This is a genomic window from Parabacteroides sp. AM58-2XD, assembly GCF_003463685.1.
GTDB classification, from domain to species: domain Bacteria; phylum Bacteroidota; class Bacteroidia; order Bacteroidales; family Tannerellaceae; genus Parabacteroides; species Parabacteroides segnis.
In genome coordinates this window covers 11,964-27,186 of the sequence record NZ_QSDP01000025.1, presented here as the reverse complement: position 1 = coordinate 27,186, position 15,223 = coordinate 11,964, and the positions used below count along the sequence as shown (strand labels likewise).

Below are 15,223 nucleotides of genomic sequence, written 5' to 3'. Positions count from 1 at the left end.
GACAAAGGTACTACTTTTTTACGTTCTATGCAGTAAAAAAACGTTCAATAAGCAAATCAAACAATATAAATAACAATAGAAGCAAGCCGGCAAAAAGGACTCCCGGACGCCTGGTCTTCGTAAATAACAAGAAGGAAAGAATGGAACCATACCCCAATATAGTCAATAGTAAATCGATACGCCCGTAAAAGACCGCCTCCTCTACACGGCTAAAAGCATCGACAATCCAAAACAATGTATGCGTCAGCTTTTCTACGAATAATTGTAATAAACCGTAACCCGGAATGCCTACAGGAAGCAATAACCAGATCAGTCCGACCGGAATAAGGAAGGTAGCCAGGAACGTCAAAGGTAAATTGGTACACAGGAAAACCAACGAGAACTGCCGGAAATAATACAAACACAGTAAGGTTGTCCCGGCCTGGGCAGCCAATGTCACCGTGATCCATCCCCAGGGTATCGCAATAACCGGATTCCTCACTACGATAAGATTTTGCAGACGAGGTTGCAGATATAAAATAGACAATACAGCCAGATAACTCAGTTGAAAACCAATATCAAACAGATATAACGGATTGAACACCAACATACAGAAAGCCGCGGCAGCCAACGTATTATAACCGTCAGTCATCCGCCTGAGTACCCTCCCCGTGAGATAAAGCGTCAGCATCAAACCGGCCCGTACAGCCGATGCTGCCAGTCCGGTAATAACCACAAAACCCCAAAGCAGACAAAGCATCAACAGGTATCTCAGCCAACTGTAAAAACTATTCTTTGGCAAAAAAGAAAACAGCAAAGAAAGGAATCCGCAAACAACAGCCACATGAAAACCGCTTACAGCCAGCAAATGGGCTACCCCCGTGACAGAAAACCGTTTCCTCACCTCGCGATCCATCTCCTTACGATAGCCGAGGGTAATAGTGGCCAACACCGACTTTTCCTCTTTCGATAAATTCAGTCGCTCAAAAGGCTCCAGCAAACGTTCCTGTCCTTTCCCACCCAGTTCCATTAAAAGCGATACTTCACTACTATCTCCCCTCTCCTGCCAATAAGCTGTCCGCTGCATGGAAAGACTAAGTAATAAGGACAGAAACACCACACCCCAAACCCAGCGCAATTCATAATTACCGCCTCCGGGCTCTACCTTCGGGATCAGATAAGAAAACGCCACAACCAATAATGAAATGATAATCAACAACAGCGAGACAACGCTGCAATCAAAGAAGGCCTGCAACAAGATTCCGGTTATCCATATGAAAAGCGGCCTGATAAACGGCCGCTTTTGTATTTCTTTTATTATCATACAAAGGTCGGTTTTGGTTGGTTATCTAACTTCTCTACATTTCTTTCAATTCTTTTATCGTTCGTATCGGATCAGGAGAACTGAAAACAAAGCTACCGGCAACCAGCACATCGGCACCGGCTTCCAGCAAACGCTTCCCGGTTTCCAGATTCACACCACCGTCCACTTCTATTAAGGTATCCAACCCTTTTGCCCGGATCATTTCTTTTAAACGGGCCGTTTTATTGACCGAATGTTCAATAAAACGTTGTCCGCCGAAACCGGGATTGACCGACATCAGCAATACCATATCAAGGTCCTGGATAATATCTTCCAGCAGACTGATCGGCGTATGCGGATTTAAGGTAACGCCCGCTTTCATGCCGGCTTCCTTTATCGCACCGATAGTACGATGCAAATGGGTACAAGCCTCATAATGAACATTCATCATATAGGCACCAGCCTCAGCAACCTCTTTGACAAACTTCTGGGGTTCGACGATCATCAGATGCACATCCATCGGCTTCTTCAGGATGGGCTTTACCGCATCCAGCACCGGAAAACCGAATGAGATATTCGGAACGAAAACACCATCCATAATATCCATATGCAACCAGTCCGCCTCACTGTTATTTATCATTTCTACCTCTTTTTGCAGGTTCAGAAAATCGGCTGCCAGCAAAGAAGGAGCAATCTTATGTTTCATAATTTCAAGTCTTTTGCGCAAAGGTACAAAAAAAGAAAGAGAACACTGCGCAAGTGTCCTCTTTCCTTCAATTTCTTAGTTCATCACATAACCACCGAATTCCGGTTGCAGCGCAGGTTCCACATGGTAACTCCGTGCAAACTGAGACAGGAAATCAAGCGTTTGTCTGCTTGGTGTACTCTTCTTCTCGTTCCGGTTCTTTTTAGTTTTATCCTTCAATCCATCCATACATTGAGTAGAAAATCTCTTCATAGGCATCCCCTTTTTAATCGTTTGATAATAAAACGGGAGAATTTTCGACTTATTATATGAACCGAAGAATATTTTTATCTGATTATGCCATAGACAACTCAATACGGTTCTCATCTGCCATACGGCGCATGTTCAGGATAGCATAACGCATACGTCCCAAAGCCGTATTAATGCTGACACCGGTGATATCGGCAATTTCTTTAAAGCTCAGATCCTGGTAATAACGCATTTCCAGTACTTCACGCTGGCTGTCGGGTAAATGTTTCACCAACTTCTTCACATCCGACAAAACCTGGTGGCGCACGATGTTATCTTCAATCGTTCCGTCGCAAAGTTTAATATTATTGAACAGATCCACTTCTACCTCATCGTTGGACACAGTATTCTCACTGCGTTCCTGACGGAAGTTATCAATGATCAGATTATGTGCAATACGTGTAATCCAGGCTTTAAACTTACCGTTTTCGGTATAACGGCCCTGTTTAATAGTCATGATCACCTTAACAAAAGTCTCCTGAAAGATATCTTCTGTTAACTCTTTATTGCGGACTATAAAGTAAATGTAGGAATGGATACTGCTCTTATGACGGTTCAACAACACATCAAACGCAGTATTATCACCTTGCGCATAAAGGACGACCAGTTCTTCGTCGGTCATCGATTTTAAAGTCTTCATTACTTCTATGTTTTATAGTTTCTTTGAGTAATGTTTATGCTATAGGCAATGAGGTTTTAAATGTTAGACAATTTTGTTTTCGAAAACAAAAGAACAAAAAGTATTTTAAACAGACAAATATTTCTGTTATTTTTATACAAAAATGTCCCCTGCCTGTACGTTTTATGTACAAACAGGGGACATTTGGTAACAAACTATATTTTTAGAACTTATACCCCAAAGTTAAAGCAACCTGCGTTGTTTTTGTCTTCAATGAGGCTGGATCGGATTTAACAACAACCGAACCGTCCGGATTAAAAGTACTCGGAAAAGCATAAGCATCTTCTTTATATTCACGATAGACACAAGCCAGGTCTGCATAAAAACTTGGAGTAAAACGATAACCGACTCCAACCGAATAAGAATTCATGCCCTTATCGACTGTATAATTAGGAATAGTTCCCGCAACGTCTACAGCATTTATGTAATATTCTCCTGTCTTCGGATCTATCGCTGCAATTCCATCCTTTACATGCTGTTTCATAGGAGATGTTCTCCATAAAGTACCTGCCCGAACAGAAAACTGAGGAGTCACTTTATATTCCGCACCCACTTTTAAAGTACCGGACATACCAAAGTCACTTTTTATACCTTCTGTTTGTATCATATCATAACCATCCACATCACTCAGATTCATCCTCTTATAATTCGTAAGCTCATAATCTGCACTGATCAGGAAGTTTTGACCTACACCCGCCACACTGAATATCCAACGATCAGGAGTTCGAAGACGATATTCTCCCGCCTGATAGTCAGGAGTTTCTTTCACTTTCCCCTCTACATCATCTATTACAACTTGTGCCGAGCCATGAAAATAATCGGTCATTTTATACCAGGTTGGAGAGTTATAAGCAATTCCCACACGCAAGAAATCCACCGGACGAACTATTGCGCCGATATTAAAAGCATAACCAGTTCCATCAGTCGATAATCCGTTATCCAACCACAACAAATCTTTTACAGTAAAATCTTCTTGGTACTTTGTTGTCAGATTATAATCCATATCAGTTATAGCAACAGTTGCCCCCAAAAAGAAACGATCAGAAATATTGGTAGCAAATGAAATATTATACTGCCCTATCGAACCTTTTTCATTCACTAATAAATCAACATTTTGAGGACTATAAGCAGCACCCGGTGCCCCAAATGCCGAATGATAAGCATCCCCACCAGAAGTATTCGGTTTGAAAAAACCGGCCTCATAACCTAATACGGAAAGCCAATAGTTGTCTGCATCAAAATACGGATCAAACCTTCCACTCACAAGCGTCAAATCTTTTTCCGGTATTCCATGCGCCATATCGGCAGCATAGTCTGCCACCGAAAAAGGCTGGGCTCCGTTCATCCGATAAGAACGGTTAAAACTTTTTACCCGGTTATAGGAGAGACCGATATTCCAACCGACAATTCCTTCATCATTGCCCGTCGGAAAATAACCGACATAAGCGATATTATCAAAATTGAACTTTGTCTTGCTCTCATCTGCCTTCGAACCGTTCCAATTTGTATTGGCTTTGATAGAAGAAAGACTTATCGTAGTTACCACTTCCGAACTACGATATATCCCTAACCCTGCCGGATTAGTAGACATAGACGATATATCACCACCCAATGCACCAAAAGCCCCACTCATACCCAAATAACGGGCAGTTCCGTTCAAGTCAGTCTGAGACATAGTGTATGCATTCATCTCACCTTGTGCATATGCAATACCACCGGCAAGAAAAAATGCCGATACAAATAAGCACGCTATTCTTTTCATCGTTTCTGTTATTTCTTTAATATCCTAACTTATGTAAGGGCTCGAAATTACACGAACCCTTACATTATATTTACATTCACATTTTTATCTGCGTCCGCCGGAACGTCCGCCACCGCCACCACCGCTTGAACGGCTACTGCTTCCACTACTTCCGCTACTGTAAGAGCCGGAACTGCGGCTACTACTGCTACTTCTTGACGGTGCAGAATAGGTACTCTGACTTCTGGTTGTGGCAGGACTACTATTATATCTTGTAGAACTGCTTCTTGTTGTCGGAGCTGACTGTATTCCTGAAGAACGTGTAGATGAACTACCTATGCCACTTGAACTACTACGGGTAGAAGGCCGTGTACGAACTGTTGCTTCTGACTGCACCCGGTTTGAAGTCGTCCCTCTGCTTGAACGAATGCTACTTGCAGCCCCCCTTGTCGATGAAGAAGTGGAAGGACGTGAATAACGATCCGAACTCGTCCGGTTAGAACTAGTACGATTACTTTCACTTCTTAAAGAAGTTGCCCGGTTTGAATTTCGGTAAGAAGATGATCTATTGGAAGAACTATAGCGACTGGAAGAACTTCTTCCTGCGGAATAACGAGCAGACGTCGAACGCCCCGGAGATCTATAATTATACGGACTGGCATAATGGTGGTGATGGTGTCCCCAATAACCTCCATAATATCCGCCGTAATAACCACCCCAGTAACCCGGGCTGTAATAACCCCATGACGGACCGTACCAAGGACTGCTCCAACCGGCGTAGAAGCCACCCCAGCCCCAACCGAATCCCCAACGGGGACCATACCAGGAAGAGTACCAGGGATTGTAACTATAATACCAGGGATCATACCAGCCGGAATACCACGGAGAGTATCCCCAACTATTACCCATGTTTATATTTACATTCACATTGGTATTACCGTCCGAGTAATCGGTATCATAACCATAACTGTAATATCCGTCACTCAGATACAGATCGACTTGGTCTGCACCAGCTATCGTGATCTTACTCGGTGAATGATAACGTACGATACGTTCGGTATATTCATTATCCGAACGGCGTTCCGCTTTCTTCGTTACTTTCTGATTGTTATCAGGTAACTCTTCGATATAAGTACCGTCCGCTTCATCCAGGTCCTCATCATAAGGTTCCTCAACATCAACAGATGTATATCGACGATTATATTCATCCACATCTCTATCTTTATCAAACGCCGGATGTGAATCCGAAGCCGATGCCAATACAATTGCAGATGAAGACTCCGTTGCATTTTCTTTTTTGGGCTGTATAACCTTCTCTTCTGTTTTTTCTTTCTTTTTTTCTTTACTTGAAGAGAAATACACATCATCAAAGAACTCCTCCTGGGCTGCGGCACTGAAGCCGACCAGAAGCATCACCACTAAAGATGTTAATTTCATGGGTTTCATATTCGTTTCTCCTCTACATTAATATATTTATTCTACTGTTTAGACTACATATCCGTTGCCGGGTTTAAGATCATATCCTTAAATAAGAATAAAAACTACGCATTCTATTTACAAATATAACGCGTTCCCAATAAGTTACAAGCGTTTATATATACTTTAACTATAAAAAACAACTTATTCTGAAACAAAGCTACAAAATAGGAATCACAGACAACAAGAAATAACCAATCTGTATAAAAGCACATGGTTTATATACTTAGTAGATGCAACAAGAGACACAAACGCTGCAAAACCAATTCCGAATCAATGATAAAAATACATCCTTGGTAAAATCTGTTTCATACTAATGGAACAGTTGTTTCATTATGTAGAAACACTTGTTTCTTTAGGATGAAACAGTATCGTAAATACATTCGGGGAACTATTAAAATGAATTGGTCTCTTTTGTTATATGTTCAAAGATAAATCGTATATTTGTCCTTTGGTTTAAAACCTTGTAAACTGTATATTAACAAGATTAATTCTATTTGTAAATGGGAAGAGTATTAGTTATTGGTGCAGGGGGCGTAAGCACCGTTGCTGTTAAAAAGATCGCGATGAACGCTGATGTTTTTACCGATATCATGGTGGCCAGCCGCACGAAAAGCAAGTGCGACAAGATTGCTGCCGATATTAAAAATGTAAAGGTGAAGACAGCACAGGTCAATGCGGATAACGTGGACGAGCTCGTTGCATTGTTTAATGACTTTAAGCCCGAGTTGGTCGTCAACCTGGCTCTACCTTATCAGGACCTCTCCATCATGGATGCCTGCCTGGCTTACGGTGTCAGCTATCTCGACACTGCCAACTACGAACCGCTGGACGAGGCAAAATATGAATATAGCTGGCAATGGGCCTATAAAGACCGTTTCGAAAAAGCGGGTCTGACGGCTATCCTGGGATGCGGATTCGATCCGGGTGTAACGGGAGTATATACAGCTTATGCAGCGAAACATCATTTCGATGAAATCCAGTATCTGGATATCGTCGACTGCAACGCCGGCGACCATCACAAGGCATTCGCTACGAACTTTAACCCGGAAATCAATATCCGTGAAATTACTCAGCGTGGTAAATATTATGAAGACGGAGAATGGAAGGATACTGACCCGTTATCGATACATAAGCCGTTGAACTACCCGAATGTAGGTCCGCGTGAATCATACCTGATGTACCATGAAGAACTGGAAAGTCTGACAAAGAACTTCCCGACAATCAAGCGTGCCCGTTTCTGGATGACTTTCGGACAGGAATACCTGACTCATTTACGGGTGATACAGAATATCGGTATGTCACGTATCGATCCGGTCATGTACAACGGACAGGAAATCGTCCCGATCCAGTTCCTGAAAGCCGTATTGCCTAATCCGGGTGACCTGGGCGAGAACTATACGGGAGAAACATCGATCGGTTGCCGTATCCGCGGGATCAAAGATGGCAAAGAACAAACTTACTACGTATATAATAACTGTAGCCACGAAGCTGCTTACAAGGAAACAGGCGCTCAGGGTGTAAGTTATACTACCGGCGTACCTGCGATGATCGGTGCCAAATTATTTATGCAGGGAGTTTGGAAGAAGCCGGGTGTATGGAATGTGGAAGAATTCAATCCTGATCCGTTCATGAAAGAGTTGAACGAACAAGGACTGCCCTGGCATGAAATGTTTAATGTAGATTTGGAATTATGATATGGCATTACAAGTAGGAGATAAAGCACCCGACGTATTGGGGCTTGATCAGAACGGAAATGAAATAAGACTCAGCGATTTTAAAGGTAAGAAGTTAGCACTTTACTTCTACCCGAAAGACAACACCAGCGGCTGCACGGCAGAAGCCTGTAGCCTGCGTGACGGCTACAAGGAATTACAGGCAGCTGGTTACGAAGTGGTCGGGGTTAGTAAAGACAGCGCAAAATCCCATCAGGGATTCATCGCCAAGCAGGAACTGCCTTTCAACCTGATCGCTGACACGGACACAGCCCTGCAACAAGCTTTTGGCGTATGGGCAGAAAAGAAACTGTACGGACGTTCATACATGGGGACTCTCCGTACCACCTTTATTATCAACGAAGATGGTATCATCGAGAAGATAATCGGTCCGAAAGAGGTGAAGACAAAAGACCATGCTAATCAAATCCTTAATTCATAAAAAGGGATGGCAAAAGAAGACAATTTATTCGAAGAGGGAAAAACCCCGGAAGGAAAGCCGGCTGTTAATGCCGACAAGTTAAAAGCGCTGCGCGCCGCAATGGATAAGATCGAGAAGAACTACGGAAAGGGTTCTATCATGAAACTGGGCGACGAAAGCATTGAAAGTATCGAAGTTATCCCGACAGGTTCTATCGCCCTGAACGCAGCTTTAGGCGTAGGCGGTTACCCGAAAGGACGTGTAATCGAGATATACGGTCCGGAATCATCCGGTAAGACAACACTGGCAATCCATGCTATTGCCGAAGCACAGAAATCAGGTGGTATTGCTGCGTTTATCGATGCAGAACATGCCTTCGACCGTTTCTATGCGGAAAAACTGGGCGTTGATGTAGAAAACTTATGGATCTCTCAACCGGATAACGGTGAACAGGCTTTGGAAATCGCCGAACAGCTGATCCGTTCTTCTGCGGTAGATATCATCGTTATCGACTCTGTGGCTGCATTGACTCCGAAGGCTGAAATCGAAGGCGATATGGGTGACAGCAAGATGGGCTTACAAGCTCGTCTGATGTCTCAGGCATTGCGTAAACTGACCGGGGCGATCAACAAGACCAATACGACTTGTATCTTTATCAACCAGTTGCGTGACAAGATCGGTGTCATGTTCGGTAACCCGGAAACAACAACCGGCGGTAACGCATTGAAGTTCTACGCATCAGTTCGTCTGGATATCCGCAAGATCGGAACATTGAAAGATGGTGACGAAATGAAAGGTAACCAGGTACGTGTGAAAGTTGTAAAGAACAAGGTTGCACCTCCTTTCCGCAAAGCAGAGTTCGACATCATGTTCGGCGAAGGTATTTCCAAGGCTGGCGAGATCGTAGACTTAGGTGCGGAGCTGAATATTATCAAGAAAAGCGGTTCCTGGTATAGCTACAACGATACAAAACTGGGACAGGGACGCGATGCTGCCAAACAATGCATCAGCGATAACCCCGAACTGGCAGAAGAGTTATCCGGATTGATATTCGAAGCATTGAAAGGGTAACCCAGGTAATAGTTGACAAGTGACGGTTGACAGTTTAATATATAATTATAGAATATGCTACATACTGAAAAGAACAACATATCAGACTTACAAACACATTCTAATTCAGAAAACTGTCAACTGTCAACTGTAAACTATAAACTAAACAAAGACAAATACCGCCTGTTATGCAATACAGAAAACAGCTTTCCCCTTTTTTCACGCGATTGGTGGCTGGATGCCGCCTGTGGCGAAACTAAATGGGAAGTTTTGCTAACAGAAGAAAAAGGAAAAATACTAGCAGCTTTACCGGTATATATTCCTCACCGAGGAGTCATATCAATGCCTCCTTACACCCAGACAATGGGACCTTGGTTTGCTCCAGAATCCAAAGATACCAAATACACCAGGACTTTAGGAAAACGGCAAGCAATATGCAAAGAGTTTACGGATGTGTTAAAATCCTATCCGCATTTCCTCCAAAATTTCAATTATGGGATAACGGACTGGTTGCCTTTTTACTGGGAAGGTTACAAACAGACAACCCGTTATACGTACCTGCTGAACAATATACGGGACGAGCATACACTTTGGGAGAACATGAGTCCCAATATCCGCCGGAACATTACAAAAGCAAAAGAGAAATTTCTCATCACAATCAGGAAAGGGATTTCTATTGAAGATTTTCTGAAAATACAATCCATGACGTTTAAACGTCAACATCTCTCCACTCCTAAAAGACAGGACGTATTAATAAAATTGATCACCGCCTGCCGTCAACGTAACCAAGGCGACTTATGGGGAGCCTACGACGAGAAAGGGAAATTACATGCAGTGGCATTTATTGCCTGGCAGGAAAGTTCGGCTTATTATCTGGCCGGAGGCGGCGACCCGGCATTAAGGGCATCAGGGGCGCATAGCTTACTTCTTTGGGAATGTATCCGCCACGTTTCCCAATACACACCAATATTCGACTTTGAAGGTTCTATGATTCCGGGAGTAGAACGTTTTTTCCGTGAATTCGGAGCAATTCAAACGCCTTACTTCACAATAACCAGAGGAAATCTCAGTTTATTATATAGAGCTTGGTTAAAGATAAAAGAACGGATATGAATAATCACGCTATACATTATATAATACGTTTCCTTCTTGGGGAAGATATTTCCGAAGAGATTGTGGCTGCCATCGGATATACGAACAATAGCAAACATTATGACCGTTACAGTATTGTGATCATTCCATCCGGTTTTTTCACCAATCATATATATGGAACGGCATCTTCGCTTCCGGAATTACCGCTTCAAGAAATAGAAGGAACTCCCTTGCTATTCGGTTCTCCCCTTGTAGAACAGATAGGCGACACGTTGGTTATTCATGCGGATATTATTGCCAGTACCTACTTTCTCATCACTCGCTATGAGGAAATCATCCAACGAAATGTAAGGGATGAGCACGGACGTTTTCCGGGAAAGAATTCTTTACCTTACCGGGCAGGATTTCTCCATCGTCCGATCGTTGATGAATACCGTATACTTTTGCGTAAATGGTTACGGCAATATGGACTCCGCATACCGGAAATTCCAAAAGAGATACAACATATCTATCTGACACACGATTTGGACTCTCCTACTCTTTACCGGACATGGAAAGGGGTTATCCGTTCCATCCGGGATAAAAGGGGGATCATCCAGTCTATCCAAGGGAAATGCGGACCAGTAGAAAACGATCCGTATTATACATTTCCCTGGATATTCGAACAAAATAACTTGTTACGGGAACAAACGGGCAAAGATATCTGCCGGGCAATCCTTTTTGTTCGCAGTGGAGGCAAATGCAAACAGGATAAGCCCCATTATAGCCTACGCAATACAGATATATCTCAACTGATACAGTCTGCATTATCCAATGATATGACAATCGGCCTGCACAGCAGCTACCAGGCAGGTATAGCTCCTACCCTCATCAAAAAAGAAAAAACATGGCTGGAAAAGAATGTTGAGAGAAGTATACGCTTTAACCGCCATCATTTCCTTGCCAGCCGTGAACCGGAAGATATGACACACCTGGAGGCGGCCGGCATAACAGATGACTTCACCATGGGTTATGCAGATGTTGCCGGATTCAGGTTAGGGACTAGTTATCCGGTACACTGGATCAATCCGGTCACCCGTCGCTTATCCTCTATCTTATTGCATCCGCTGACAATTATGGATTGCACTTTGGAAGAAAAAAAATATATGGGATTAAATTATGAGGAGGCATTAGCATATAGCCTGAATCTTATCGAACAGGTAAAAAATACAGGCGGGGAGTTGACTCTCTTATGGCATAATACCAGTGCACAGGAAAATACAGACAGTTATTTACGCAAACTTTACAGCCATTTATTAAACGAACTTGCAAAAAAATGAAAATTGTTACTATTGTCGGAGCCAGGCCTCAATTTGTAAAGGCGGCCATGGTAAGCCGGGCGATTCTGGAATACAACAAAAATAATGAGAGACTGATTGAAGAACTACTTCTTCATACGGGACAGCATTATGATGCAAATATGAGCAATATCTTTTTCAACAGTATGAGTATCCCTCAACCCGTCTGGCAACTGCAATGTGGAAACGGAACACATGGAGAGATGACCGGCCGTATGCTGATTGAAATTGAAAAAATATTACTCGACACCCGGCCTGATTACGTATTGGTCTACGGTGATACCAACTCGACACTGGCTGGAGCACTAGCCGCCTCCAAACTACATATACCGGTAGTTCATGTTGAAGCCGGCCTTCGCAGCTTTAACAAACAAATGCCGGAAGAGATCAACCGTATCCTGACCGATCATATAGCGACCTTACTATGTTGTCCGACTTTCGCCGCCATCAAACATCTGGCAAATGAAGGAATACAACAGGGAGTCCATCATGTCGGGGATGTAATGTATGATGCCGCATTGATTTTTGGTAAACTGGCAGACAGTTCTTCCCAAATCATGCATCAATTGAATCTCAACAGTAGGCAATTCAGGCTTTGTACAGTTCACAGGGCAGAGAATACAGATAACCGGGAACGGATAATGGGAATTATCAGTGCTATAAAAGAAATATCAACTTCTTCTTTTCCGACCGTTTTGCCACTTCATCCCCGCACTCGAAATTGTCTGGAAAAATATGGGATGATACAATCACTTGAAAACCGGGAAGGAATACATATCATTCCGCCGGTAAGCTTCCTCGATATGGTTATGCTGGAAAAACATGCGGCAACCATTTTGACGGATTCAGGTGGCGTACAGAAAGAAGCATATTTTCATCATACCCCTTGTATTACACTACGGGATGAAACGGAATGGGTCGAAACTGTTGAAGCAGGTTGGAACCAAATAGCCGGTTCTGAAAAAGAAAGTATCCTGCATTGCCTGGAAAACCAACCGGAACAAAAAGAGATACAAGAATACGGAATTGGAAACGCATCAAAAAATATTATTGATTTGCTATGAAAAAAGTACTGATTATTTGCGATCTCTTTCCGCCGGCTTTCGGACCGCGTATGGGATATTTATGCAAATATCTCAGAAATTACGGATGGGAGCCTGTCGTTCTGACTGAAATGGTAGAAGAAAATACATTTACATTCCTTGCCAGTCAATGTGAGGCCGAATACATTAATTATTATACAGCCAAAAGTCCTTTTACCAGGAAACTACAATGGATCAGTATACTTTTACTGGATCTTTGCTTCGGATATAAGGATATCCGAATGTACAAAGAAGCCCGGAAGCTGGTCAAAAACAATAAAATCGATTTAGTTTTATGTAGTAGTTTCCGGACATTTCCCTTACCGGCTGCACTAAAAGTTGCAACTAAATATAAACTACCGCTGGTCGTTGACTTACGGGACATCATTGAACAATATACAGGAGATGAGTTTATTGCACATTCTCTCCCCTCTCTCTTGGGATTAAACAGATTATTCATATCTGTCTTTAAACGGAAAAGCCTACGGGATAGAAACCGGGTATTAAAAAAAGCAGATTATGTAACAACAATCTCTCCTTGGCATGTAGATATATTGAAACAGTATAACACTAATGTAGAATTGATTTACAATGGGTTCGACCCAGAACTATTTTATCCGGAACAAAAAAAAACGGAGAAGTTCATTATAACATATACAGGGCGGTTACTTAGTACAGCTATGCGTGATCCGGGACTGCTCTTTGAAGCATTAAGTATTTTGTCTGCCCGTAATATATTGACACCCGACAAATGCCGTGTCTACTGGTATGTCGATGAAACGTCCCGTAAAATCATTACGGAAGAAGCTGAAAAATACCAGATTCTCCCTTTTATGGATTTCAAAGGATATGTTCCGGCGTCAGAAATACCTTCCATACTGAACAGTAGTTCCGTACTGTTGTTATTGACTAACCGTGCGGCAAACTCCGGTCCCAAAGGTGTTATGACGACAAAGTTTTTTGAATCGCTGGCTGTAGAAAAACCAGTACTTTGTGTTCGGAGTGACGAAAGCTATCTGGCTGAAGCAATCAATGATACGAATGCCGGCCTTGCCGCAACGAATGTGAATGAGGTATGTGACTTTCTTAAATCGTATTATCAGGAATGGAAAGAAAAAGGATATACATCGTCTTCCATAAAGAAAAGCAAGTTAGTCCGTTTTTCACGGAAAGAACAAGCAAAACAATTTATACAAATCTTCGAAAAGGTTGAAATCAATGGATAAATATATCAATATAGTGTCTTTCAATATCCCTTGGCCTGCTAATTATGGCGGGGTTATTGATGTGTATTACAAAATGCAGGCCTTACACAAATGCGGCGTAAAAATTATTCTACATTGTTTTGAATATGAACGCCCTCATTCCAAAGAACTGGAGTCTCTATGTGAAAAAGTATATTATTACAAACGGAAAACCGGACTATTGACTAATATAACTCTGTTACCATACAATGTTTTCAGTCGTAAAGACCCGGAATTACTTAAGAATTTGCTCGAAAACGATTATCCAATCTTATTCGACGGATTGCATACCTGCTACTATATTAATCATCCTCAACTACAGGGACGAATGAAAATATACAGGGAAAGTAATATCGAGCACGATTATTACCGTCACTTGGCTAAGGCAGAAACAAACCTGATCAAAAAACATTTCTTTCTGGTTGAAGCTTGGAGGTTTGAACGGTATCAGGAGATATTAAAACATGCCGATCTGATGTTGGTCGTTTCTATCACTGATACAAACTATCTCCGGAAAGTCTTTCCCAAAAAGAAAATTGAATACATGCCCAGTTTCCATGTCAATGATGAGATATCTGTAAAGAGCGGATCGTCTGATTTTGTCTTATATCATGGGAAACTATCCGTTACAGAAAATACACTGGCTGCGTTATATCTGATCAAAAATGTCTTCTGCAAATTAAAATATCCTTGTATCATTGCAGGTATGAATCCACCGGCAACGTTGTTTGCGGCTGCGGCTCCTTATCCCAACATCAAAATCGAAGCCAATCCTTCCAACGAACGTATGGACTATCTCACTCACGAAGCGCAGATACACATGTTGATCACTTTTCAGGATACCGGACTAAAACTCAAATTACTAAACAGTCTTTTTGGCGGAAGATACACGATTGTAAACCAGGAAATGATCACTGGCAGTGGTTTGGAAGCTTTATGTTATATCGCTAACACTCCGGAAGAAATGATAGAAACATGCAAACGGTTGATGGAGCAACCAATGACTCCCGAATTAATTGAAAAAAGAAAAGAATTACTATTCCCTACCTACTCAAACAGGCAACAGGGAGAGCGTCTTTACAAACTGATTTATAATCAGGGAGAATAAAA

The 15,223-nt window shown here is 42.3% G+C and carries 14 protein-coding genes; 8 read left to right on the top strand and 6 right to left on the bottom strand.

Annotated features, from left to right (window positions below; genetic code table 11):
- Nucleotides 1-25: 25 nt before the first annotated feature.
- The 6 genes from DXA15_RS08205 to DXA15_RS08185 form a co-directional block, all read right to left on the bottom strand.
- Complete coding sequence (locus DXA15_RS08205; protein ID WP_199676261.1) at nt 26-1,303, bottom strand: ComEC/Rec2 family competence protein; 1,278 nt, start codon at nt 1,301-1,303, stop codon at nt 26-28.
- Between the two features lie 34 nt (nt 1,304-1,337).
- Nucleotides 1,338-1,988: a ribulose-phosphate 3-epimerase gene (gene rpe, locus DXA15_RS08200; RefSeq protein ID WP_010802573.1), complete on the bottom strand. Its 651-nt coding sequence runs from the start codon at nt 1,986-1,988 to the stop codon at nt 1,338-1,340.
- Between the two features lie 75 nt (nt 1,989-2,063).
- A complete protein-coding gene (locus DXA15_RS25475) occupies nt 2,064-2,240 on the bottom strand; it encodes a hypothetical protein (RefSeq protein WP_007658566.1) in 177 nt (58 codons plus the stop codon).
- A gap of 82 nt (nt 2,241-2,322) precedes the next feature.
- Nucleotides 2,323-2,916, bottom strand: a complete 594-nt coding sequence (locus tag DXA15_RS08195; RefSeq protein WP_007658568.1) for an RNA polymerase sigma factor — start codon at nt 2,914-2,916, stop codon at nt 2,323-2,325.
- Nucleotides 2,917-3,118: 202 nt separating this feature from the next.
- Nucleotides 3,119-4,717 (bottom strand): OmpP1/FadL family transporter, encoded by a 1,599-nt coding sequence (locus DXA15_RS08190; protein ID WP_128133714.1) that lies wholly within the window; start codon nt 4,715-4,717, stop codon nt 3,119-3,121.
- Nucleotides 4,718-4,801: 84 nt separating this feature from the next.
- Nucleotides 4,802-6,133, bottom strand: coding sequence for a hypothetical protein (locus tag DXA15_RS08185; RefSeq protein ID WP_233566980.1), 1,332 nt, complete (start codon nt 6,131-6,133; stop codon nt 4,802-4,804).
- 542 nt (nt 6,134-6,675) lie between these two features.
- Between DXA15_RS08185 and DXA15_RS08180 the strand changes: the two genes are divergently transcribed.
- The 8 genes from DXA15_RS08180 to DXA15_RS08145 are packed head-to-tail and all read left to right on the top strand — an operon-like array spanning nt 6,676 to nt 15,221.
- Complete coding sequence (locus DXA15_RS08180; RefSeq protein WP_128133712.1) at nt 6,676-7,869, top strand: saccharopine dehydrogenase family protein; 1,194 nt, start codon at nt 6,676-6,678, stop codon at nt 7,867-7,869.
- A gap of 1 nt (nt 7,870) precedes the next feature.
- Nucleotides 7,871-8,329, top strand: a complete 459-nt coding sequence (gene bcp, locus DXA15_RS08175) for a thioredoxin-dependent thiol peroxidase (RefSeq protein ID WP_010802567.1) — start codon at nt 7,871-7,873, stop codon at nt 8,327-8,329.
- A 6-nt stretch (nt 8,330-8,335) separates the two neighbouring features.
- Nucleotides 8,336-9,379: a recombinase RecA gene (gene recA, locus DXA15_RS08170; RefSeq protein WP_128133711.1), complete on the top strand. Its 1,044-nt coding sequence runs from the start codon at nt 8,336-8,338 to the stop codon at nt 9,377-9,379.
- A gap of 54 nt (nt 9,380-9,433) precedes the next feature.
- Entirely contained in the window at nt 9,434-10,471 is a 1,038-nt protein-coding gene (locus tag DXA15_RS08165; RefSeq protein ID WP_128133710.1) for a GNAT family N-acetyltransferase, read from the top strand.
- Entirely contained in the window at nt 10,468-11,769 is a 1,302-nt protein-coding gene (locus DXA15_RS08160) for a polysaccharide deacetylase family protein (RefSeq protein WP_128133709.1), read from the top strand. The genes DXA15_RS08165 and DXA15_RS08160 overlap by 4 nt, the downstream gene beginning before the upstream one ends.
- The gene (wecB, locus tag DXA15_RS08155) at nt 11,766-12,851 is read left to right on the top strand and encodes a non-hydrolyzing UDP-N-acetylglucosamine 2-epimerase (protein ID WP_128133708.1); all 1,086 of its coding nucleotides are present in this window, start codon (nt 11,766-11,768) and stop codon (nt 12,849-12,851) included. Before DXA15_RS08160 ends, wecB begins: the two co-directional genes overlap by 4 nt.
- Complete coding sequence (locus DXA15_RS08150; protein WP_128133707.1) at nt 12,848-14,095, top strand: glycosyltransferase; 1,248 nt, start codon at nt 12,848-12,850, stop codon at nt 14,093-14,095. The genes wecB and DXA15_RS08150 overlap by 4 nt, the downstream gene beginning before the upstream one ends.
- Entirely contained in the window at nt 14,088-15,221 is a 1,134-nt protein-coding gene (locus tag DXA15_RS08145) for a glycosyltransferase (protein WP_128133706.1), read from the top strand. The genes DXA15_RS08150 and DXA15_RS08145 overlap by 8 nt, the downstream gene beginning before the upstream one ends.
- The last annotated feature ends 2 nt before the right edge of the window (nt 15,222-15,223 follow it).